This window comes from Duganella sp. P38 (assembly GCF_050859475.1).
In the GTDB taxonomy this organism is placed as follows: Bacteria; Pseudomonadota; Gammaproteobacteria; order Burkholderiales; family Burkholderiaceae_D; genus Rugamonas.
In genome coordinates, this window is the sequence record NZ_CP193936.1 from 2,381,321 (window position 1) to 2,404,163 (window position 22,843).

Consider the following 22,843-nt stretch of genomic DNA (forward strand, 5'->3'; position numbering starts at 1 on the left):
TGGGGTCAGGTCTGACATTCGCACACGGGCTCAACGGCATTGCCGTTGAGCCCGTGTGCGAATGTCAGACCTGACCCCGGGTTAGAGGCGGAACTGGCTGACGACGGCGTTTAGTTCGCCGGCCTGGTCCTGCATCGCCGAGGCTGCCGCGGCGGCTTGTTCGACCAGCGCGGCGTTCTGCTGCGTTACCTGGTCCATCTGGCTGATGGCGATGTTGATTTGCTCGATGCCGCTGCTTTGCTCGCGGTTGGCCAGCGTCATTTCTTCGACGATGGCCGTGACCTTGCGCACGCTGTCCTGTACTTCGCTCATGGTGTTGCCGGCCAGGTCGACCAGCTGCGCGCCCGTCGCCACCTTGTGGACCGAGTCGTCGATCAGCTGCTTGATTTCCTTGGCGGCGCTGGCCGAGCGCTGCGCCAGCGTGCGTACTTCAGTGGCCACCACGGCGAAGCCGCGCCCTTGTTCGCCGGCGCGCGCCGCTTCTACGGCGGCGTTCAGCGCGAGAATGTTGGTCTGGAAGGCGATGCCGTCGATGACGGCGATGATGTCGACGATTTTGCGCGACGAGTCGTTGATGGCGTTCATGGTGTCCACCACCTGCGCTACCACCGTGCCGCCACGCCGTGCGACTTCGGTCGCGCTTTGCGCCAGCTGGTTGGCTTGATGCGCATTGGCGGCGTTCTGCTTGACGGTGCTGGTCAGTTCTTCCATCGAGGCCGCGGTTTCTTCCAGCGAGCTGGCTTGCTCCTCGGTGCGCGACGACAAGTCCATATTGCCGCTGGCGATTTCCGCCGATGCCGTGTTGATCGCGCCGGTGCCGCTGCGCACGCGGCTGACGATGGCCGACAGGCTGGCGCTCATTTGCGCCATCGCTTGCAGCAGCTGGCCCATTTCGTCGCGCTGCGTGCTGCTGATGTTGTGCGTCAGGTCGCCGGCGGCAACCGCCCGCGCCACCCGCAGCGCGTCGCTGATCGGATCGGTGATCGAGCGCGTGACGCGCCAGGCGAACGCCAGCCCGAGCGCCAGCGCCAGGACGCCCAGCCAGGCCATCATCTGCCGCGCCATGGCGATGTTGTGCTTGACCGCCGCGCCGTTTTCATTGACCACCGATTTTTGCAGCTCGTTGAGCTGCTGCACGCTGTCTTGCAGCTTGCCCAGTTTCGGCAGCATGTCGGCGCGCAGGAAGGCGAGGGCGTCGTCGCGCCGGCCGTCGGCCAGCAGCTTGCCCACTTGCGTGAACGAGGCGACGTAGGCCTTGCGCTGGTCGCCGATGCGCGCCAGCAGTTCCTTGCCGGCCGGCCGCGTGACCAGGCGCCCCAGCGTTTGCAGCGCGTTGGTGATGGTTTGCTTGTTGGCCTCCATCTCGCTGCGGATGGCGGCAATGCGGCTGGCGTCCTGCGTGGTGAAGAGTTCGAGCGTGAGCGCCGAATTGGCGCGGGTGGTGGTGCTGACGGTGGCCGCCGCTTCGGCCTTGATCCAGTCGTTGTCGATGATGGTGTCGTTCAGCGTGCCGATGCTGCTCAGCCGTTGCAGGCCGATGCCGATCAGCACCGCCATCAGTAACAGCACCGCGCCGAAAGCGAGACCCAGCCGCGCGCCGATCTTGAGATTCGAAAAATTCATGTCCACACCTCGCATCGTTGATTCCAGTCCAGTATAGCCGCGATGGTGCGTTGCGGAAAATTAGCGGCCAATATCTGTTGTCCAGAGGGAACGCCAGCAAATTCTTGCGTGCGGATTGAAAGTCGGGATATTATTGAGAATAATTCTCATTCTTTTCGATTATGTCGGCCGCATTACCCCACAACGCGCACATCGCTGCCATTTACCACGCCCACCACCATTGGCTGCAAGGCTGGCTGCGCAACCGGCTGGGCAGCGCGTCGGACGCGGCGGACATCGCCCATGACACTTTCCTGCGCGTGCTGGCGCGCGATGTCGTTATCCGCGAGCCGCGCGCGCTGCTGACCACCATCGCCCAGGGCATGGTGGCCAATTTTTACCGGCGCCGCGATATCGAACTGGCGTACGAGGAGGCGCTGGCCGCCTGGCCGCAGCCGCTTGGCGTGTCGCTGGAGGAGCGCGCCATCGTGCTGGAGACGCTGGTGCGGATCGACGCGCTGCTCCATACCTTGCCGGCGCCGGTGCGCCAGGCTTTCCTGCTGTCGCAGATCGATGGCATGGCGCAGGGCGAGATTGCCGAGCGTCTCGGCGTGTCGCTGGCGACGGTGAAGCGCTACATCGCCAAGGCCATGCTGCTGTGCTGCTTCGCCGATTGAGGCCATGAACGGCGTGTCGCCTTCGTCGTCGATTCCACTGGCGGTGCGCGAGCAGGCGGTGGCGTGGCTGGTCGAGCTGCAGTCGGAGACGGCGGATGAGGACACGCGCCGCAACTGGCAGCAATGGCGCGACGCCGATCCGCTGCATGGGCAAGCCTGGGCGCGGGTGGCGGCATTCGGCGACAAGCTGCAATCGCTGCCGCCGCATATCGCCCAGGCGGCGTTGAACGCGCCATCGACGGATGCGCGGCGCCAGGCGCTGAAGACGCTGGCCCTGCTGATCGGCGTCGGCGGCGCCACCTGGCTGGCGGCGGAGCAGACGCCATGGCGCGCCTGGTCGGCCGACTACTCGACCGGCATGGGCCAGCGCACCACGCTGGCGCTGGACGACGGCACCCAGGTAATCATGAACGCCGCCTCCGCGCTGAATGTCCGCTACACCGGCGGCGAACGGCGGCTGCAACTGCTGCGTGGCGAGATTCTGGTCGCCACCGCGCGCGACCCGCGCGGACGGCCGTTCTCGGTCGATACGGAGCAGGGCAACGCGCGCGCGCTCGGCACGCGCTATCTGGTCGGTCAGCTCGATGGCCGCAGCCTGGTAGCGGTGCTTGAAGGGGCGGTGGAGATACGCCCTGCACATGGCGGCGCGCCGCTGCGGCTCAACGCCGGCCAGCAGGCCGACTATACCCGCGCTGCGACAGGTTCGCCGCAGCCGGCCGACAACGCGTCCACCGCGTGGGTGGACGGCATGATCGTGGCGCAGGACATGCCGTTGCCGGACTTCCTGGCGGCGCTGGGCCGCTACCACAAGGGCCGGCTGCATTGCGCGGCCGGCGCGGCGCACCTGACCGTCAGCGGCACCTATCCGCTGGCCGACGCCGGCCGCGTGCTGGACCTGCTGCAAACCACGCTGCCCATCACCATCACCCACTACACGCGTTACTGGACGACGGTGGATGTAAAAAAATCTCAAAAAAGTGAGCTGTTTTTGCGACTTGCGGGGCAATGGATAAAGAACACCAATTTATTCATTATTCGGGGAAGCACACATGCAGCACGCACGATACGCATTGATCGTTCCACTGGCGATGGCCGCCGCCGCGCCTTTGCACGCGCAGGCGCAGGACGCCTTGCGCAATTTCAGTATTCCGGCCGGCCCGCTGAGCGCCACCTTGAACCGCTTCGGCCGCGAGGCCGGCATCATGCTGTCGTTTTCGACGCAGGCCACGCAGGGGCTGCAAAGCCCGGGCGTGAGCGGTGTGCACACGGCCGATTCCGGCCTGGCCAGTGTGCTCAAGGGCACCGGCCTGGTGGCGACGCGCCAGCGCAACGGCGGCTATGTGGTGGCCGCCGCCAGCGCGGAGCAGAACGATGGCGCCGCCGCGCTGCCGATGGTGCAGGTGACGGCGCAGGCGCAGGGCGCGACCACCGAGAACACCGGCGCCTATACCGGCCGCGCCACCACCATCGGCAAAATGGAGCAGTCGCTGCGCGAGACGCCGCAGTCGGTCAGCGTGATTACCCGCCAGTTCATGGATGACCGCAACCTGACGTCGCTGGACGAGGTGATGGCGCAAGCCACCGGCGCCACACGCTCGCAGCGCAATTTCGGTTCACACACGTTCACGGTGCGCGGCTTCGCCATGAACTCCTATCTGAAAGACGGCGTGCCGGGTTCCGAATATGATGACACCAGCACCATGCCGACCGATATGGCGATCTACGACCGGGTCGAGATTTTGCGCGGCGCCGCCGGCTTGATTGTCGGCGCCGGCGATCCGAGCGGCGTGGTCAATCTGGTGCGCAAGCGCCCGCGCAAGGAGTCGCATGTCGATCTGAATCTGAGCGCTGCTTCGTGGGATAACTACCGCACCGAGGTCGATGCAGGCACGCCCCTCAACCAGGCCGGCACGCTGCGCGGCCGCGTGGTGGCGGCGTACCAGGACAAGCATACCTTCCAGGACGTGACGCATGCGAAGGAAGGACTGTTCTACGGCGTGCTGGAAGCGGACCTGGGGCCGGATACCACGCTGACCTTCGGCGGTCGCCGCCAGGAAAACAAGATCCACGGCTACACGGTGTTCGGCCTGCCGCGCTACAGCGACGGCCGGGCGCTGGATGTGCCGCGTTCGACCTCGCTGGCGCAGGACTGGAATCTGCATGACGTCAACGGCAGCAATCTGTTCGCTGAAATCGAGCATCGCTTCGGCGGCGGCTGGAAGGCGCGCGCGGCGGCCAACTACAACAAGGGCGCGTTCTCGCAGCAGTTGGGCATCACCCGCGGCATGGTCGATCCGGTGACTTTGAGCGGGCCTCTGTTATACAGCCTGTACTTCCGCGATATCGAAGTCGAAAGCAAGGGCGTGGACGCCAGCATCTCCGGCAACTTCCAGGCGCTGGGCGGTACGCATGAGGTGATGGCGGGCTTCAACTGGTCGAGGCAAAACCAGCAGACGCGCGACGCTTCGGTTGGCAGCGATATTGCGGTCGATATCTTCAACGTCAATCACCAGGCGGTGGCGCGGCCGGCGCATCCGGCATGGGAAGGCGATGCCCGTTCAGAAGACCAGCGTTACGGCGTCTATGCGAGCGCGCGGTTGGAACTGGCCAAGCCGCTGCATCTTCTGGTGGGTGGACGTGTGAGCTGGATGGATTACCGGCAGGTGGATGCGCTCAGCGGCGCCAGGCTCGCCGACAACCAGCAGAACCACGAGTTCACGCCTTACACCGGCCTGATTTATGACCTCAACCAGCAATGGTCGCTGTACGCCAGCTATGCCGATACCTTCCAGGTGCAAAGCGGCTACCAGAGCGCGGGCGGCGCGGCGCTGAAGCCTGCCGTCGGCGCCAATTACGAAGCCGGCATCAAGGGCGAGTTGTATGACGGGCGCCTGAACCTGTCGGCGGCGGTTTTCCAGATCCGCAAGGACAACCTGGCGGTGCTGGATGAGCAAAACCTCGGCGCCTGCCCGAACTCGCTGATGAGCACCGATTGCTATCGCAACGGCAGCACGCTGCGCAGCAAGGGCGTGGAGCTGGAGGCCAGTGGCGAGATTGCGCCGGGGTGGCAGCTGATGGCCGGCTACACCTTTGTCACCAGCCGCGATGATGCGGGCGTTAGCATCAGCTCCGAAACGCCGCATCACCTGTTTAAAGCATCGACCAGTTATCGCCTCCCCGGCGCGTGGCAGGCGCTGACAGTGGGCGCCGGCGTGCAGGCGCAGAGCCACTACGCCTTCCCGGCGCCGGATGACGACAGCGTGACCATGGGCGAGGGCGGACGCGCCGTGTGGGACCTGAACGGCTCCTACCGCATCAACAGCAAGTGGAGCGCGCAGCTCAATGTCAACAACCTGTTCGACAAACACTATTATTCGATGCTGGGATCTCTGCGTCGCGGTAATTACTTTGGCGAGCCGCGGAGTATCAGCCTGATGCTGCGCGCCACGCTGTAAGCGCGCATGCGGGAGAACTGGCGTCCAGCCATGGGCTGGCTGCACACGTGGGGAGGCCTGATCACCGGCTGGCTGCTGTGCGTTATTTTCATGACCGGCACGCTCAGCGTGTTCCGCGAGCCGATCACGCACTGGATGCGGGCCGCGCCGCCGCTGGCGGCGCAGGCGCAGGCGCTATCGGCCGAGCAGGCGGCACGGCGCGCCTTCGATTACCTCGGCGAGCATGCCGCCGGCGCGCGCCTGTGGCGCGTCGACCTGCCGCAGCAGGGCGGTGATGCGCTGCTGCTGTCCTGGCGCGGCGCGGACGGCGAACATCAACGCGCCATCGACCCGGCCAGCGGCGCCGTGCTGCCATCGCCGTGGGGGCGCGACACCGATGGCGGCCGCCACTTTATGGTGTTCCACTATTCGCTGCAGGCCGGGCTGATGGGATTCTGGATTGTTGGCGTGGTGTCGCTGGGGATGTTGGTGGCGCTGGTGTCCGGCGTGATTGTCCACAAGCGCATCTTCAGCGACTTCTTCACCTTCCGCCCCAACAAGGGCCAGCGGTCATGGCTGGATGCGCACAACGCGTGCGGCGTGCTGGCGCTGCCGTTCCTGTTCATGATTACGCTGACCGGCCTGGCGATTTTCTATTCCAGTTACATGCCGCTGCCGTTGCAGATGGCGTATGGCGCCGACGACGGCGCCTATGACCGCATGCAGCAGGTGCTGTCGCACGAACCGGCGCCGCCCAGGCGTCAGCACGCAGGCGTGCCTGCCGCCTTGCCGCAAATCGGGCCGCTGCTGCGCCAGGCGCGCGCGCTTACCGGCACGGAGATGGCGATGCTGCTGGTTGAACGCCCCGGCGACAGCAGCATGCTGCTGCGGATGTTCGGCCGCGAGCCGGATGGCGGCACCAGCGGCAGCATACGCAATCAGCGCGGCACGGTGCTGTTCGACGGCGTCAGTGGCGCGCCACTCCAGATGCGCAAGCCCGACCCGCAGGAGCAGCAATCGGTGGGCCACGCCACCCATAGCGTGGTGGAGCATCTGCACTTTGCGCGCTTCGGCGGCTGGACCATGCGCTGGCTTTATTTTCTCAGCGGCCTGGCCGGCACCGCGTTGATGGCGACCGGCACCATTCTGTATCTGGTGAAGCGCCGGCAAAAGAGCGGCGGCGAATTCGGCGCGGCGACGGCGCGTATTTACCGCTGCATCGATGCGGTGAATATCGCTTCCATCAGCGGTTGTGCGCTGGCGTGCATCGCTTACTTGTATGGCAACCGCCTGCTGCCGGCCGTGCTGGAAGGACGCGGCAAGTGGGAGGTGCGCATCTTTCTGCTGGCTTGGCTGGCGTCGCTGGCGCACGCGGCGTGGCGTCCGCGCGCGGCGGCATGGCGCGAGCAATGGACGCTGGCCGCGCTGCTGTGTCTTGGACTGCCGCTGCTGAATCTCTGCACCACTGGTCAACATTTGGGCAACTATGTGCTGCGCGGCGACTGGCAAGGCGCCGGCGTGGAAGCGGTGTCGCTGTGCTGCGGCGCCTTGATGGCGGCTATCGCGCGCAAGGTGAAAAAGATATGACGGTGATTTCGCGCCTGCTGGCCGCCGTCGTGGGCGGCTACGCGCTGGCGTCGCTGTGCGCGGCGTTGCTGGCGTTCGTGCTGCCGCTGCTGTTCGCGTTGACGCTGGCCGATGGTGTGGTGATCGGCACCATGCTCGGCTTTGCCGTGCATGCCGGCTGGTTCGTGTTTGCGTTTTCGCCCGTGCCTGCGGGCCGGATCTGGCTGTGGCTGACGGTGGCGTTGTGCGTGGTGAGCCTGTTACTGTGGATAGTGGGCGGGAACGCGCTGTTCCCGCCCGCGTCCTGATTAAACTGCCGCGCTGGCCTGCTGGCGCACCAGCTGGCGGTTGACCGCGCTCAGCACCGCCTTGAACGAGGCGGTCAGGATGTTGCTGTCGGTAGCCGCGCCAAACAGCGTCGGGCCGTTGGCCAGGCGCAGTTCGACATAGCAGGCCGCCTTGGCGTTGGCGCCCGAGCCGATCGAGTGCTCGTGGTAGTCCATCAGCTTGATGTCGAGGCCGAGCGCGTCGACGAAGGCGTCGATCGGGCCGTTGCCGCCGCCTTGCAGCGCCAGGGGCGCGCCGTTGTGGAGCAGGGCGATGTCGATCTGCACCGGCTCGTCGCTGCTGGTGTCTTCCACCATTTTGTGCGACTGGTAGCCATACGGCGCCTGCTGCTCGAAGTATTCCTTGCTGAAGATGTCGTAGATGCCATCGGCGGTGATCTCCAGGCCGGTCTGGTCGGCCACCTGCTGCACCGCGCGGCTGAATTCAATCTGCAGGCGGCGCGGCAGCACCAGGCCGTAGTCCTGTTCCAGCAGATAGGACATGCCGCCCTTGCCCGACTGGCTGTTGACGCGGATGACGGCGTCGTAGCTGCGGCCCAGGTCTTGCGGGTCGATCGGCAGGTAGGGAATTTCCCAGATCGCGCCCGGCTGCTGCTTGGCGAAGCCTTTCTTGATCGCGTCCTGGTGCGAGCCGGAGAAGGCGGTGAACACCAGGTCGCCGACGTACGGGTGGCGCGGGTGCACCGGCAGCTGGTTGCATTCCTCGACCACCTTGCGCACTTCGTCGATGTCGGAGAAGTCCAGGCCCGGGTGCACGCCTTGCGTGTACAGGTTGAGCGCCAGCGTTACCAGGTCGACGTTGCCGGTGCGCTCGCCGTTGCCGAACAGGCAGCCCTCGACGCGGTCGGCGCCGGCCATCACCGCCAGTTCGGCCGAGGCGACGGCGGTGCCGCGGTCATTGTGCGGGTGGACCGAGATAATCAGCGAGTCGCGGCGCGTCAGCTTGCGCGACATCCATTCGATCTGGTCGGCGTAGACGTTGGGCGTGCTGCATTCCACGGTGGACGGCAGGTTGATGATCAGCTTCTTGTGCGGCGTCGGCTCGAAGATGGCGATGACGGCGTCGCAGATGTGCTTGGAGAAGTCCAGTTCCGTGGTGGAGAACGACTCCGGCGTGTATTCATAGCCCCAGTCGGTGTCCGGGTGCTGCCTGGTCAGCTCCTTCACCAGCTTGGCGCCGGTGGTGGCGATGTTGGTGATCTCCTCGCGCGACATGCCGAACACCACCTTGCGGAACACCGGCGCCACCGAGTTGTACAGGTGGACGATGGCGCGCCTGGCGCCGACGCACGATTCGACGGTGCGGCGGATCAGTTCCTCACGCGACTGCGTCAGCACGATGATGGTGACGTCGTCCGGAATGCGGTTCTCGTCGATCAGCTTGCGCACGAAGTCGAAGTCGGTCTGCGAGGCCGACGGGAAGCCGACCTCGATTTCCTTCAGGCCGATCTTGACCAGCAGGTCGAACATGCGGATCTTCTTCTCGATGCTCATCGGCTCGATCAGCGCCTGGTTACCGTCGCGCAGGTCGGTGCTCATCCAGATCGGCGGCTTGCTGATGATGGCGTTCGGCCAGGTGCGGTCGGACAACTGGACGGCTGGGAAGGGACGGTATTTGGACGCTGGGTTCTGCAACATCATGGTAATGCTCCTGGATCAAGAATGAGGCCGGCGCGGGGGCGGGCGGTACGTGCTAACGGTGTGGCGAAGGGCTGGCGCGCGGCCACGGGACACTAGGCGCGGCAACCGATCGGTAGTTTTAGCAGTAGCGAAAAAGCTGGGAGCATCGGTACGACTTTCCTGGGATTTGAAACGCGTGCGGCTTATGGCCGGCACAAGGGTACAACAGGGACGCGGATTAAGCGCGTGCTAGTAGACGCGCTGCTAGCGATAGGGCGCTGGCAGGCGATAGCAGGAAAGCGGATAGGTGCAGATGCGAGATCATTGCTCGAATTTACGTGATCGCTCGGGTAGTTGTCAAGCGCTAAGTAAAGGCGGCGTTGCTATTCGGGCAGTACATTTTCCTCGTCATCAATGACTTCTGCATGGTCATGCTGTACATTCTTGGTGAAAAACTAACTGACTATAACGATGTTGAGCAAACTGAAGAGTTTTAACATGCGGACTAGACGAGCGATTACGGTGGTGTGCATGTTGTTCGCGAGCGCAGCGTTGGCCGCGCCGCCCAAGGCAGTCAGCACGCCGGAGGACGTGGCGGCGATTACTGCGGTGACGGAGCAATTTCAGGCTGCGCTGAAGGCCAAGGACGTGAAGGCGCTATCGTCGCTGATGCTCAATTCGAATATCCTGTGGGCCTCGCCGCTGAGCGACCGGCGTGTGCAGCAGGTGCGCGCGGAGCTTGACCCGAATGCCGATGGCGTCAGCGCCGGCGGCTATCACGGCTTTGCACAGTTCGTGAAGACTGCCAAAGTCCCTGTTGAAGAACGCTTCTACAACGTCAAGATTACTCAGGATGCCGATCTGGCATGGGTGATGTTCGATTACGAATTCGTCTACGACGGCAAGGTGGAGAACTACGGTGTCGAGACCTGGCAAATGGTCAAGCGCGGCGGCCAGTGGAAGATTTTCTCTGTGGTCTGGTCGACGCACTTGACCGAAAAATAATCAGCCGACGTTGACGCGCGCCGCGCCGTCCGCCATGCGGCCGATGACGGCGGCCTCGCTGAAGCCTTCGCGGCGGAACAGGGCCAGCACCTCGTCGACACTGGCTTCGTCGCAGGAGACCAGCAGCCCGCCCGAGGTCTGCGGGTCGGTCAGCAGCGCGTGCTGCGCCGGCGTGATCGACGGCGCCAGTTGCACGTCCTTGCCGTAGGCTTCCCAGTTGCGGCCCGAGGCGCCGGTGAAGCAGCCGTCCTGCGCCAGTTGCTCGACGCCCGGCAGCAGCGGAATCCGGTGCATGTCCAACTGCGCCTCCAGCCTGGCGCCGCGCGCCAGTTCCAGCAGGTGGCCCAGCAGGCCGAAACCGGTAACGTCGGTCATCGCGTGCACGCCGGCCAGTTCGGACAAAGCCTTGCCGGGCTTATTCAGCTTGGTGGTGTTGGCGATCATGGCGCGGTAGCCGTCGTCATCGAGCTTGCCCTTCTTGAGCGCCGCCGACAGCACGCCCACGCCCAGCGGCTTGCCCAGCACCAGCACGTCGCCGGCCCTGGCGTCGGCGTTGCGCTTGACTTTCGATGGATGGATCAGACCCATGACCACCAGGCCGTAGATCGGCTCCACCGAGTCGATGGTGTGGCCGCCGGCGATGGGAATGCCGGCTTCGGCGCAGATCGATTCACCGCCCTTGATGATCTGGCCGATGGTTTCTACCGGCAGCCTGTTGATCGGCATGCCCACCAGGGCCAGCGCCATGATCGGCGTGCCACCCATGGCGTAGACGTCGGAGATGGCGTTGGTGGCGGCGATGCGGCCAAAGTCGAACGGGTCGTCGACGATGGGCATGAAGAAATCGGTGGTGGCGATCAGCGCCTGTTCGTCATTGAGCTTGTAGACCGCCGCATCGTCCGACGTCTCGATCCCCACCAGCAGTTCCTTCGGCACCGGGAAGCCGTTGGAGTTTTTCAGGATTTCGGACAGCACGCCGGGGGCGATTTTGCAGCCGCAGCCGCCGCCGTGGGAAAAAGAAGTCAGTTTGATCGCGTCATTGCTCATGGTGGGATTCCTGTGGTGTTCGGAGTGCGGCGGGGTACAATCGGTGCATGACTTCCAGCTCTTCTTCGTTCAGGAACGCCACGTCGCAGCAGCTTGCCCACGCCCTTCAGCATGCGAGGGATTATACGCTTTCGCTGTTCGATTGTTTTGCCGCCGCCGGCATGGACGCCGCGCCGCGCGTGCCGCAGCTGCGCGGCGTGAATCCACCGTTATGGGAATTAGGGCGCATCGCCTGGTTTGCCGAGTGGTTCATCCTGCGCGGGGCGACTTCCAGCCATCCGGCCGACGCCGACGGCCATTGCCTGCTGACCAAGGGCGACGACTGGTTCGACGCCGAACGGGTGCCGCACCGGGCCCGCTGGACGCTGGACCTGCCCAGCAGCGGCGGCGTCAAGACCTACTGCCATGAGGTGCTGGACCGGGTGCTGGACAAGCTGACGCGCGAAGCCAATACCGACCAGGCGCTGTATCCGTACCGGCTGGCGTTGGCGCACGAGGACATGCGCGGCGAAGCGATGCTGCACGCCCTGCAAACCCTGGGGCTGGACGCGCCGGTGCGCGCGCTCAGCGAGGCGCAGCAGATGTTTGCGCCGTCCGAAACCGGCTTCCCCGGCGGGATTATCCAGTTGGGCAGCAAGACCGGCGGCGGTTTCGTATTCGATAACGAGCTTCAGCAGCACAGCTTCCACGTGGCGCCGTTTCGCATGGACAGTACCCTGGTCAGCAACGCGCAGTATGCGGATTTTGTCATGGACGGCGGCTACGACAACCGCCAGTTCTGGAGCGACGCCGGCGCTGCATGGCTGATGCGCCAGGAACGCTCGGCGCCGCGCTACTGGCAGCGCGACGGCGCGCAGTGGCGCACCTTGCGCTTTGGCCGCTTATCGACGCTGGCCGGCGCCGAACCGGTGCGGCATGTGAATCTGTATGAGGCGCAGGCTTACTGCGCCTGGGCCGGCCGCCGCCTGCCGACCGAGGCGGAATGGGAATACGCAGCCTTGTCGGGACATCCGGCTTTCCGCTGGGGCCAGTTGTGGGAGTGGACGGCGTCGCCGTTCGAGCCGTATCCGGGCTTCGAGCCCGGACCATACCGCGAGTATTCGGCGCCGTGCTTCCATACCCACCAGGTGCTGCGCGGCGCTTCGTTCGCCACGCCGTCGCGCTTCGGCGCGGCGCGCTTCCGCCGCTTCCTGCCGCCGGAACGGGACGAGGTCTTTTCCGGCTTCCGTACCTGTGCATGGCATACGCGTAAGCCCTAGTCCGCTCCCGCAGTGCAGGTGGTCGGGTCAAAGGCGGTTCGTCTTGGACAAATGTAATGTGTTTTCATGTTTCCATGCGGCATAATCCGCGTTTCGTCCTCGACAAAGTGGAAATGATGGAAGCGTTTAAACGACTAAAAATAGGCACGCAACTCGCGCTGAGCTTCGGCACGCTGACGGCGCTGATGCTGATCATGGCGACGTTTGCCATCATGCGCACGGCCACCATCGCCGACGCGTTTCATGACGAGCAGCGCGTGATGGCCGGGAAGCTGGAGCCGCTGTACGTGGCGCGCGAGGCGCTGGCGCAGACCGGCCTGGCGGCGCGCAACGCCTACATTTTCACCGACAGCGCGCAGGTCGCGCGCGAGCTGACGATCATCGATGAACAGAAGGCGATCTACCTGGACGCGCTGGACAAGATGACGCCCGCCTACAAGGGTGACGCCGATTTCGACAAGGTGCGCGCCGGCCTGCTGAAGATGGCCGATGCGCTCAAGCGTCCGCGCCAGCTGCGCGACGCCGGCGACATGCCGGGCTACGCCAGCTTCCTCGCCGATGAATGCAGCCCGCTGCGCAAGCAGATCGTGAACGATATCGCGCTGGTGCTGAATGCCACGCTGGAGCAGACCCGCGCCGCCAGCGCCGGCGTTGACGCCCACGCGAACGACGCCTTCCTATGGATCGCCTTGCAGGCGGCGCTGTCGCTGCTGGTCAGCGTGCTGATTGCGTGGACGATTACGCGCCTGCTGCTCAGGCAACTGGGCGGCGAGCCGGCGTATGCGGCGGACATCGCCAACAAGATCGCCGAAGGCGACCTGTCGGTGCCGGTGCGGGTCGGGGATGGCGACCAGGCCAGCCTGCTGCACGCGATTGCGGCCATGCGCGACAGCCTGTCGTCCATCGTCGGGCAGGTGCGGCAGGGGACCAACCTGATTACTACCGCATCGTCCGAAATCGCCAGCGGCAACCGCGATCTGTCGCAGCGCACCGAGCACCAGTCGGCGTCGCTGGAGAAAGTGGCCGGCGCCATGGTGCAGCTGACCGGCACCGTGCGCCAGAACGCGCAGAATGCGATGCAGGCCAATACGCTGGCGCTGTCGGCCTCCGACGTGTCGGAGCAGGGCGGCCAGGTGATGGAACAGGTGACGCTGACCATGGCGTCGATTAACGAGTCGTCGAAGAAGATCGTCGATATTATTGCAGTCATCGACGGCATCGCTTTCCAGACCAATATCCTGGCGCTGAACGCCGCCGTGGAAGCGGCGCGCGCCGGCGAGCAGGGGCGCGGCTTCGCGGTGGTGGCGCAGGAAGTGCGCACGCTGGCGCAGCGCTCCGCCGCAGCCGCGAAGGAGATCAAGGCACTGATCGACGATTCGGTGGCGCGCGTGGGCGCCGGTTCGGCGCAGGTGCACAAGGCCGCCGCCACCATGCATGAAGTGGTCAACAGCGTCAAGCGCGTAACGCAGATCATGGGCGACATCAGCGGCGCCAGCATGGAGCAGACTGCCGGCATCGAGCAGGTCAACAACGCCATCGGCGAGATGGATGGCATGACGCAGCAGAATACCGCGCTGGTTGAGCAGGCGTCGGCCGCTGCGCAGGAGTTGCAGGACCAGGCCACCAGCCTGGCGCACGTGGTAGACGTGTTCAAGTTAGAATCACATCAGGCCAGCGTGACCGGGCTGCGTGGACGCGCGCCGCGCGCCGGCGTTGCCGCTGTTTCGCCATCAACCAACGAGGATATCCGCCGCATCGCATGAAAATCGGCCTGCAAACCTGGGGAAGTCACGGCGACCTGAGGCCGTTCATCGCACTGGCCGAGGGTTTGCAACTGGCCGGCCATGAGGTCACGCTGGTGATGACCTGCGTGGACAGCGATGCCTATGCGGCGCTGGTATCGCCATCCGGCGTCCGGCTGCGGGTGGTGGCATCGCCGGTACTGGGGCCTGCCGACATCGAGCGCCTGAGCGAAGTCGCCGCCAGGGCCACCAATCCGCTGGCGCAGCTCAAGATGCTGGTCGAAGGCGGCTTTCTGCCGGCGGAGGAGCCAATGCTGGCGGCGGCGCTGGAACTGGTTGCCGGGTGCGACCTGCTGATCGGCCACTTCTTCGTTTATCCCTTGCAGATCGCGGCGGAACGCGCGGGCAAGCCCTACGTCAGCGTGCTGCTGTCGCATGTGATGGTACCGAGTGCGCACAGCCATCCGCTAGGCCTGCCGTTCGGCCAGCGGCTGTTATGGCGGGTCACGCAATGGGCGTTGCACCGGGCCGCGTCGCCGTATCCGAACCGGCTGCGCGCGCGACTTGGCATGCCGCCGGGCGGCGATATGCTGACCAGCGTCTGGCTGTCGCCGGAATTGACGCTGCTCGGCGTCAGTCCGCAGATCGCACAGCGGCAGCCGGACTGGCCGTCATCGTTGCGCGTGACCGGCTTCCTCGACATGCCGAACATGCAGCTGGAAGGCCGCTTGACGGACGAAGTGGAAGCCTTCCTGGCCGCCGGCGAGGCGCCGGTCTACATGACCTTTGGCAGCTGGACGCCGCGCGATACCGCGCAGCAGCGCGAGCATTTGCGCCTGTTGACCGGCGCCGCGCGGCTGTCCGGCCGCCGCGCCATCATCCAGGCGGCGGATGCCGCCGCCTGCGGCTTCCGGTCCGACACGCAGGTCCTCTATGTCAGCGCTTCGCCGCACCACCTGATCTTCCCGCGCTGCGCGGCGGTGGTCCACCATGGCGGCGCCGGCACCACGCAGTCGGCCACGCTGGCGGGGCGGCCGTCGGTGGTGGTGGCGAATATCGCCGAGCAGGAACACTGGGGGCAGGAGCTGCGCCGGCTGGGCATCGCCGGCAAGCCGCTGCGGCGGCACAGCGTCACGCCGGAGAAGCTGGCCGCGCGCATGCGCGCCTTGCGGCCCGATATGCCGGCCAGGGCCGCCGCGATCGCCCGCGCCATGGCGCAGGAAGACGGCGTGGCCGAAGCGGTGCGCATCATCAATCAGAAATATGGAACTGAACATGTTTAAAATCGCGGCGCTGTTCGCCGTCACCGCGCTGGCGGAGATCGTCGGCTGCTACCTGCCATGGCTGGTGCTCAAGCAGGGCAAGACCGCGTGGCTGCTGCTGCCGGCGGCGGCCTCGCTGGCGCTGTTCGCGTGGCTATTGACGCTGCATCCGGCGGCTGCCGGGCGCACCTACGCTGCCTACGGCGGCGCCTATATCTGCGTGGCGCTGCTCTGGCTGCGCTTCGTCGACGGCATGGCGCTGACGCGCTACGACGCGGCGGGCGCGCTGCTGGCGCTGGCCGGCATGGCCGTCATCGCGCTACAGCCTCCGCATTGAAAAACGGCGCGCATCATTGCGATGCGCGCCGTTCCGGTTTTTACAGCAGCGATTCCGACAGGTCTTTCAGGTCGTCCGCGTATTCAGCTTCGTCCAGCTGCTTGCGGGCGACGCCGCTGCGCCAGGCGGCGGCGGCGATCTTCGGCGTGACGCCGACCAGCAGGCGCGGGTCCAGCAGGCCCGGCACGATGTAGTCCTTGCTGAAGCGCGCATCGCTGCGCGCCATGTCGGCCAGCGCCACCACGCAGGCGCGTTTCATTTCCTGGTTGATGGTGGTCGCACCCGAATCCAGCGCGGCGCGGAACAGGTAAGGGAAGCACAGCGCGTTGTTGATCTGGTTCGGGTAGTCCGAACGGCCGGTGGCGATGATCGCATCGGGCGCCACTTCGCGCACCAGTTCCGGACGCAGTTCCGGCTCGGGGTTGGCCAGCGTGAAGACGATCGGCTGCGCCTTCATGCGCTGGATGTCGGCCTGCGACAGCACGCCGGGACCGGATACGCCGAGGAACACGTCGGCGCCTTCCATCACTTCCGACAGCGTGGTGGCGGTGGTGTCCTGCGCCCAGGCGGCTTTTTCGCCGTCCAGGTTGCGCGCGGTGGTCAGCACGCCCTTGCTGTCGCAGACGAAGATGTTCTTGCGCTGCGCGCCCAGGTCCACCAGCAGTTCCAGGCAGGCGACAGCGGCGGCGCCGGCGCCGGAGCAGACGATTTTCACGGTGGCGATATCGCGGCCGGTCATTTCGATGGCGTTCAGCATGCCCGCGCCGACGACGATGGCGGTGCCGTGCTGGTCGTCGTGGAACACCGGGATGGTCAGGCGTTCGCGCAGCTTGCGCTCGATGTAGAAGCACTCGGGCGCCTTGATGTCTTCCAGGTTGATGCCGCCAAAGGTCGGATGCAGGGCGGCGATGATGTCCACCAGCTTATCCGGATCGCTTTCATCGACTTCGATGTCGAAGGCGTCGATGCCGGCGAATTTTTGAACAGCACCACTTTACCTTCCATCACCGGCTTGCCGGCCAGCGCGCCGATGTTGCCCAGGCCGAGCACCGCGCTGCCGTTGGTGATGACGCCGACCAGGTTGCCCTTGGCGGTGTATTCGTAAGCCTTGGCCGGATCGCGCTTGATTTCGACGCATGGCGCGGCCACGCCCGGCGAGTAGGCCAGCGCCAGGTCTTCCTGGGTGCTGACACTTTTGGTAATTTCGGTGGCGATCTTGCCAGCGCTGCCTGCGCGGTGATAGGCCAGTGCCTTTTGTTCAATCGTGGTCATTTTGTTCTTTATTCCTTTAAAGCGAAAAACGCCCGTACGAGCCAAACGGCAGGTACAGGCGCAAAACTGCTGGGGATTCAGTGATTATGGGTAGAGGCCACGAACTTCACGGGCTTGCAGCACTCGGGTGCAAGCGAGGATGAAGGTGGCGGTCCGCAGCGTGACTTTCTTGTCCTGCGCGACGGCCCATACTGCATTGAATGCATCCTGCATGATGCGGGTAAGGCGTGCATTAATTTCATCTTCAGTCCAGAAGAAGCTGGAGAAATCCTGCACCCACTCGAAGTATGACACGGTTACGCCGCCAGCGTTGGCTAAGACATCAGGAACGATCAGCACGTCCTTGTCGGTCAGGATGTCGTCCGCTTCCGGCGTGGTCGGGCCGTTGGCGCCTTCCAGGATGATTTTGGTGCGAATACGCGGCGCGTTAGCGGCAGTAATCTGCTGTTCCAGTGCGGCAGGAATCAGGATGTCCGATTCCACGTCCCAGAACGCGTCGCGGTCGAGGATCGCTTCGGCGCCAGGGAAGCCGGCGACGCCGCCGGTTTCCGCCACGTGCTTGTGCAGGCGGGCGATATCCAGGCCGCCCTGGTTCACCACGGTCGCAGTATGATCCTGCACCGCGATCACTTTCGAGCCGGCTTCGGCGAACATGGTCGCTGCCACGCCGCCGACGTTGCCGAAGCCCTGCACGGCGACACGGGCGCCGGCAATGGCCACGCCGCGCTTGGCGGCGGCTTCGCGGCCAACCACGAATACACCGCGGCCGGTCGCTTCGCGGCGGCCCAGCGAGCCGCCCAGCGAGATCGGCTTGCCGGTCACCACGCCGGTCGACAGATTACCTTCGATCATGGCGTAGGAGTCCATCATCCACGCCATCACTTGTTCGTTGGTGTTGACGTCCGGCGCCGGGATGTCCTTGTTAGGGCCGATAATCAGGCTGATTTCGCTGGTGTAGCGGCGGGTCAGGCGTTGCAGTTCGCCGCGCGACAGCGTCTTCGGATCGACGCGGATACCGCCTTTGGCGCCACCGTATGGCACGTTGACCGCAGCGTTTTTCACGGTCATCCATGCCGAAAGGGCCATCACTTCGGACAGGGTTACGTCCTGGTGGAAGCGCACGCCGCCTTTGCCGGGGCCGCGCGACATATTGTGCTGCACGCGGTAGCCTTCGTAGTGGGCGATGGTGCCGTCATCGCGCTCGATCGGCACGTCGACAGTCAGGATGCGCTTCGGGCGCTTGAGCGTTTCGACCCAGCGGGACAGGCTGCCGAGGTGCGGGGTAACGCGATCGATCTGCTGCAGGTAGACACCCCAAGGGCCGAGATCTTCGGCGTTGAGGTAGGAAGGCAGTGCGTGTTGTGCTTGTACAGAGGTCATGCTCAAGGCTCCTGATGGATTCGTTAGCTGAACGCGGCTCGTGGCCGCCGTTCACGTGGCTCGAATCCTACGCCTGGGGATTTAAGGCGGCCAATGCTGTATGCGCATCCGGTTATGCATTTAACGCATAGTTGCCTATCCGTCATTCCCGCGCAGGCGGGAATCCATAGAGCGCATGAGTGCAAGCGAAGCATGGATTCCCTCCTGCGCGGGAATGACGACGGGTTAGCGTTCGGAGGGGGCGCCTGACGTCTGGCGCGGCCGCCATTCTGCCGCGCTTCCAGGAACTCCCACAGCTTGTCGACGATAGGCTTGCCGCGCCGGTGCGCCGACGGGCGCTCGCGGTACAGGCGAATCTCCATCTCGATTTCCCAATCGGCGGTATCGCCATCGGCGCGCGCCAGCTGCTTTTGCTTGAGCTCCCGCGTGACGGCGGATTCGGGCAGGAAGGCGATGCCGCGCCCTTCCAGCGCCATCATCTTCAGGCCTTCGGCCATATCGGTCTCGTAATGCGGCTCCAGGTGCAGCGGCGTTCTGGCGTCGTTGAGGATCAGCTCCACCATGCGGCCCAGGTAGGCGTTGTTGGTGTACGAGAGGAAGGGCAGCGGCGCGCGCTTGGTGCCGGGCAGCGTGAACTCGGGCACCTTGTTTTTATCGCAGCGTGCATAGGCGCGCAGCGATTCGCGGCCCATCACCAGCATATCGTAGCGGCCCGGGTCCAGCTGCACCGGCTGGCGCGGATGGTGATAGCACAGCAGCAGGTCGCAGCCGCCTTCGACCAGTTGCAGCACGGCGTCGTGGACGTTGAGCGCCATCAGCCGGCTGCGGATCGGCGCGAAGTCTGCTTCCAGCGCGGTCAGCCACTTCGGCACAAACGTCAGCGACAGCGTGTGCGGCACGGCCAGGTCGATGCTGGTCTGCGCGGCGGCGCGCTTGGAGCGGAGCAGCTCGCGCGCGCCGTTGATCTTGGAGAGCATCTCCAGCGCCTGCTCGTAGAAGACGACGCCGGCCGGCGTCAGGCGCGTGGGGTAGGAGGTGCGGTCGATCAGGTCCGTGCCGAGCCAGTTTTCCAGCGACTGGATGCGGCGCGAAAAGGCGGGCTGCGTCACGTGGCGCAGCGCCGCCGAGCGGCTGAAGTTATTAGTCTCCACCAGCGAGATGAAGTCTTCCAGCCATTTGGTTTCCATGCGATTTCCTTATGATGCGTTGGCAGTGATGCCGCGGATTGGCGTAAACAGATACGCACCCGCCGCGAACAACACCAGTATGATGCCACCGCCAAGGAACAATTGCGACAAGGGGATACGCGTCAGTACCCATCCGGTGGCCGCCGCCGACAGCGGCGCCAGTCCCATGAAGATGAACATGAAGATGCTCATCGCGCGGCCCATCATGTGCGGCGCCACGCGCTGCTGAATCCAGGTGAATACCTTGATCTGCATGAAGCCCGTCAGCAGGCCGAGCGCCGCCATCAGCAAGGCCGCCTGCCACACCGCGTGGACCATGCCCATGGGCGCCAGCAGCAGGCCGGCGATGGCGTCCGCCGCCAGTATGGTGGCGCCAAAGCTGGCGAAGCGCAGGCGCGCTCCCAGCCGGGCCGCCGCGCCCATGCCGAGCAGCGTGCCGGCGCCATGCGCGCCCATGATCAGGCCCAGGGTGGAGGCGCCATGCAGCTCGCTGGCCAGCACCGGCAGCGCCACCTGCATTGCGCCGCCGATAAACAGCGACACCGTGCCCCAGTAGATAAAGCACAGCCGCATTGGCACATCGTCCCACACCATGCGCAGGCCCGCGCCGATGGAGCGCAGCACCGGTAGCGCCGCATTGCCGGCGGCGCCGGCGCTGCTCTGGCGTAGCAGCGTCACCTGCGACAGCGTCCATGCCGATAGCAGGTAGCTGGCGCAATCGAAGCCGAAGGCGATGGCGAGGCCGCGCGCGTTGCTGACCGCGCCGCTGCCGTCGCCGGCCACCGCCAGCACGCCTGCCGCCAGCAGCGGGCCGGCCAGCATGGTGGTCTGGCGCAGTCCCATCATCATGCCGTTGGCCGCTTGCAGGTGCTCGGCCGGTATCGCCAGCGGCAGCATCGACATCCCGGACGGCATGGCGAACGCCTGCGCCAGACCGAGGCCGAAAGCCAGCACGTAGATGATGTGCAGCGCCAGTTGCGGCGTCAGCGCCATCGTCAGCGACAGCGATTCGCCCAGCGCCACGGTCGGCGCGCTGCCGATGTTCAGCACCAGCAGCGTGAGCATGGCCAGCAGCGCGGCGTTGACATGCTTGGTCAGCATCAGCACGTGGCGCGGCGAATAGCGGTCCACCAGCGCGCCGCCGATCAGGATGAAGACCGCGCGCGGAATGCTCATCAGCGCCACCACCAGGCCGAGGGCCAGCGGGTCGCCGGTCAGCTTGAGCACCAGCCAGGGCAGGGCGATCATGGTCAACTGGTCGCCCAGCGCCGAGATGATCCCGCCGCGCATCATCCATTTGAAGTTGGCGTTGTGCTTCAGGGCGCTCATGAATTGGAGGCGTTCATGCCGGCGATGAGCGCCAGCGCGTTGCTCAACTCGTCGAACTGGCCCTGCGGGCAGTTGCGCAGCAGGTCCTTGCTGATCTGATTGGCCACGGTGACGGCGTTGTTCAGCAGTTCGCGGCCGGTGTCGGTGATGGCAGCGTAGGCCACGCGGGCGTCGCGCGGGTCTTGCTGGCGCTCGACCAGGCCGATTTTTTCCAGCGGCAGCAGCGAGCGCGTAACGCCGGACGCGGTCAGGCCCTGGCGCTCGGCCAGGTCGACGCGGCGCAGGCGGCCGCCGGGCGCGCGGCCCAGGTAGTGCAGCAACATGAAGTCGCTGAAGCTGATGCCGTGGTAGCCGCCGAGAACCTGGTCGAGCCGGCGCACCAGCGTCGCCTGCGCGCGTGCCAGGCGCAAGGTGAATTCGAGGCTGGGGGTGATCGAGGTGTCCATGATGTCATCCTTGTTGAGTAATGGTTGAATATTACTTGAGTGCGCAAGTATTGTATAGCTTTGTTCGTGAATTGGTTAAACTGAAAGAAAACTACACAAACGAGCAACAGGGGAGACACCGATGCATATGGGAACGACCGAGATCTTTCTGATCGCCATGGTCATTATTTTCAGCGTGCCATATCTGATCTGGCGGCTGGGCGGTACCGACTACTACGCGCCGCTGGTGGTGGTGCAGATTATCGCCGGCATCCTGCTGGGGCCGGGCATCATGGGCCGCGTTTTTCCGGAATACTACAGTTTCGTCTTCAATCCGCAGGTGGTGCAGTCGCTGAACGGCATTGCCTGGTGGGCGGTGATGATTTTCGTGATGATCGCCGGCATCGAACTGGACCTCAAGAAAGCCTGGGAGCACCGCCGCGAAAGCACCATCACCGCCTGCCTGGCGCTGGGCACGCCGCTGCTGTTCGGCTGCATCGCCGCGCTGGGGCTGCTCGGCTACGCCGGCTGGATGGGACCGAAGGCGCATGACTGGCAATTCGTGCTGGGCGTCGGCATGGCTTGCGCGGTGACGGCGCTGCCGATCCTGATTCTGCTGATGGAAAAGCTGGAGATCCTGCGCCAGCCGATCGGCCAGCGCATCCTGCGCTATGCCAGCCTGGACGACATCGCCATCTGGGGCGTGCTGGCCATCATCCTGCTGGACTGGGACCGCGTCGGTCGGCAGGCCGGATTCCTGCTGGTGTTTGCCATTGTGACCAAGCTGTTCCGCATGATGATGGTGCGCATCGGGGAGCGCGACCGCTGGTATGTGGCCTTCATCTGGCTGGCGGTGTGCGCGCTTGCGGCGGACTGGGCTGGTCTGCACTACATGGTCGGCGCCTTCCTGGCCGGCGCGGTGATGGACGCCGACTGGTTCAACCAGCAAAAAATGGACTTCCTGCGCGCCAACGTGCTGATGGCGGTGATGCCGGTGTTCTTCCTCAGCACCGGCCTGCGGACCAACTGGGCCATGGGTGGCGCGGCAGTATTCGTCGTCGCGGCGGTGCTGCTGGCGGCGTCGGTGACGGGCAAGCTGGCCGGTATCCACATCGCCGGCAAAATCCTCAAATGGGGGCCGGGCGAGGCGTCGATCATCGGCTGGCTGTTGCAGACCAAGGCGCTGATCATGATTATCTTCGTCAACATCCTGCTCGATAAGGAAATCATCACCAGCGAAACCTTCACCGCGCTGCTGCTGATGGCGATCGGCAGCACCATGCTGACGGTGCCGGTGGTCGCGCCAAAATTGCAACGCGTGGCGCAGCTGATTTTTAAAACCAGCTGATATA

General features: G+C 65.0%; 16 protein-coding genes and 3 pseudogenes. 11 read left to right on the plus strand and 8 right to left on the minus strand.

All coding sequences use genetic code 11. The features are described from left to right. Positions 1-81 precede the first annotated feature (81 nt). The gene (locus tag ACRQ5J_RS11025; RefSeq protein ID WP_432383299.1) at positions 82-1,623 is read right to left on the minus strand and encodes a methyl-accepting chemotaxis protein; all 1,542 of its coding nucleotides are present in this window, start codon (positions 1,621-1,623) and stop codon (positions 82-84) included. 161 nt (positions 1,624-1,784) lie between these two features. On the opposite strand from ACRQ5J_RS11025, the gene ACRQ5J_RS11030 reads away from it, so the two are divergent. The 5 genes and pseudogenes from ACRQ5J_RS11030 to ACRQ5J_RS11050 all read left to right on the plus strand — a co-directional run bounded on the left by ACRQ5J_RS11030 (position 1,785) and on the right by ACRQ5J_RS11050 (position 7,587). Beyond that, on the plus strand, positions 1,785-2,279 hold the full coding sequence (locus tag ACRQ5J_RS11030; protein WP_432383300.1) for a sigma-70 family RNA polymerase sigma factor: 495 nt from the start codon (positions 1,785-1,787) through the stop codon (positions 2,277-2,279). A 4-nt stretch (positions 2,280-2,283) separates the two neighbouring features. Continuing rightward, a pseudogene (locus ACRQ5J_RS11035) lies at positions 2,284-2,892 on the plus strand (FecR domain-containing protein); the annotation flags it as partial. A gap of 559 nt (positions 2,893-3,451) precedes the next feature. Then, positions 3,452-5,734, plus strand: a complete 2,283-nt coding sequence (locus ACRQ5J_RS11040) for a TonB-dependent siderophore receptor (RefSeq protein WP_432383301.1) — start codon at positions 3,452-3,454, stop codon at positions 5,732-5,734. A gap of 30 nt (positions 5,735-5,764) precedes the next feature. Then, the gene (locus ACRQ5J_RS11045; RefSeq protein WP_432383302.1) at positions 5,765-7,300 is read left to right on the plus strand and encodes a PepSY-associated TM helix domain-containing protein; all 1,536 of its coding nucleotides are present in this window, start codon (positions 5,765-5,767) and stop codon (positions 7,298-7,300) included. Next, positions 7,297-7,587 carry a hypothetical protein gene (locus tag ACRQ5J_RS11050; RefSeq protein ID WP_432383303.1) on the plus strand — a complete coding sequence of 97 codons (291 nt, stop codon included), beginning with the start codon at positions 7,297-7,299 and terminating at the stop codon, positions 7,585-7,587. The genes ACRQ5J_RS11045 and ACRQ5J_RS11050 overlap by 4 nt, the downstream gene beginning before the upstream one ends. On the opposite strand, the gene leuA is transcribed toward ACRQ5J_RS11050, so the two are convergent. Continuing rightward, positions 7,588-9,267, minus strand: coding sequence for a 2-isopropylmalate synthase (leuA, locus tag ACRQ5J_RS11055; RefSeq protein ID WP_432383304.1), 1,680 nt, complete (start codon positions 9,265-9,267; stop codon positions 7,588-7,590). 450 nt (positions 9,268-9,717) lie between these two features. Between leuA and ACRQ5J_RS11060 the strand changes: the two genes are divergently transcribed. Further along, the gene (locus ACRQ5J_RS11060) at positions 9,718-10,251 is read left to right on the plus strand and encodes a nuclear transport factor 2 family protein (protein WP_432383305.1); all 534 of its coding nucleotides are present in this window, start codon (positions 9,718-9,720) and stop codon (positions 10,249-10,251) included. Here the strand turns inward: ACRQ5J_RS11060 and selD are convergent, their stop codons facing one another. Then, positions 10,252-11,298: a selenide, water dikinase SelD gene (gene selD, locus ACRQ5J_RS11065; protein ID WP_432383306.1), complete on the minus strand. Its 1,047-nt coding sequence runs from the start codon at positions 11,296-11,298 to the stop codon at positions 10,252-10,254. Positions 11,299-11,345: 47 nt separating this feature from the next. Here selD and senA point away from each other — a divergent pair, with 47 nt between their 5' ends. The 4 genes from senA to ACRQ5J_RS11085 all read left to right on the plus strand — a co-directional run bounded on the left by senA (position 11,346) and on the right by ACRQ5J_RS11085 (position 15,898). Then, positions 11,346-12,557, plus strand: a complete 1,212-nt coding sequence (gene senA, locus ACRQ5J_RS11070; protein ID WP_432383307.1) for a selenoneine synthase SenA — start codon at positions 11,346-11,348, stop codon at positions 12,555-12,557. A gap of 116 nt (positions 12,558-12,673) precedes the next feature. Continuing rightward, positions 12,674-14,320, plus strand: a complete 1,647-nt coding sequence (locus ACRQ5J_RS11075; RefSeq protein WP_432383632.1) for a methyl-accepting chemotaxis protein — start codon at positions 12,674-12,676, stop codon at positions 14,318-14,320. Further along, complete coding sequence (locus ACRQ5J_RS11080; RefSeq protein WP_432383308.1) at positions 14,317-15,582, plus strand: glycosyltransferase; 1,266 nt, start codon at positions 14,317-14,319, stop codon at positions 15,580-15,582. The genes ACRQ5J_RS11075 and ACRQ5J_RS11080 overlap by 4 nt, the downstream gene beginning before the upstream one ends. After that, positions 15,575-15,898 carry a YnfA family protein gene (locus ACRQ5J_RS11085; protein ID WP_432383309.1) on the plus strand — a complete coding sequence of 108 codons (324 nt, stop codon included), beginning with the start codon at positions 15,575-15,577 and terminating at the stop codon, positions 15,896-15,898. Before ACRQ5J_RS11080 ends, ACRQ5J_RS11085 begins: the two co-directional genes overlap by 8 nt. Positions 15,899-15,980: 82 nt before the next feature. Here the strand turns inward: ACRQ5J_RS11085 and ACRQ5J_RS11090 are convergent. From ACRQ5J_RS11090 to ACRQ5J_RS11110, 5 genes and pseudogenes are all read right to left on the minus strand, one after another. Continuing rightward, positions 15,981-17,170, minus strand: a pseudogene (locus tag ACRQ5J_RS11090) (malic enzyme-like NAD(P)-binding protein); the annotation flags it as partial. A gap of 84 nt (positions 17,171-17,254) precedes the next feature. Further along, positions 17,255-18,550 (minus strand): Glu/Leu/Phe/Val family dehydrogenase, encoded by a 1,296-nt coding sequence (locus ACRQ5J_RS11095; RefSeq protein ID WP_432383310.1) that lies wholly within the window; start codon positions 18,548-18,550, stop codon positions 17,255-17,257. A gap of 239 nt (positions 18,551-18,789) precedes the next feature. Next, positions 18,790-19,737: pseudogene (locus ACRQ5J_RS11100) on the minus strand (LysR family transcriptional regulator); the annotation flags it as partial. A gap of 9 nt (positions 19,738-19,746) precedes the next feature. Continuing rightward, on the minus strand, positions 19,747-21,066 hold the full coding sequence (locus ACRQ5J_RS11105) for an MFS transporter (RefSeq protein WP_432383312.1): 1,320 nt from the start codon (positions 21,064-21,066) through the stop codon (positions 19,747-19,749). Then, positions 21,063-21,512: a MarR family winged helix-turn-helix transcriptional regulator gene (locus ACRQ5J_RS11110; RefSeq protein WP_432383313.1), complete on the minus strand. Its 450-nt coding sequence runs from the start codon at positions 21,510-21,512 to the stop codon at positions 21,063-21,065. The genes ACRQ5J_RS11105 and ACRQ5J_RS11110 overlap by 4 nt, the downstream gene beginning before the upstream one ends. Positions 21,513-21,633: 121 nt before the next feature. Here ACRQ5J_RS11110 and ACRQ5J_RS11115 point away from each other — a divergent pair, with 121 nt between their 5' ends. Further along, positions 21,634-22,839 carry a cation:proton antiporter gene (locus ACRQ5J_RS11115; RefSeq protein ID WP_432383314.1) on the plus strand — a complete coding sequence of 402 codons (1,206 nt, stop codon included), beginning with the start codon at positions 21,634-21,636 and terminating at the stop codon, positions 22,837-22,839. The last annotated feature ends 4 nt before the right edge of the window (positions 22,840-22,843 follow it).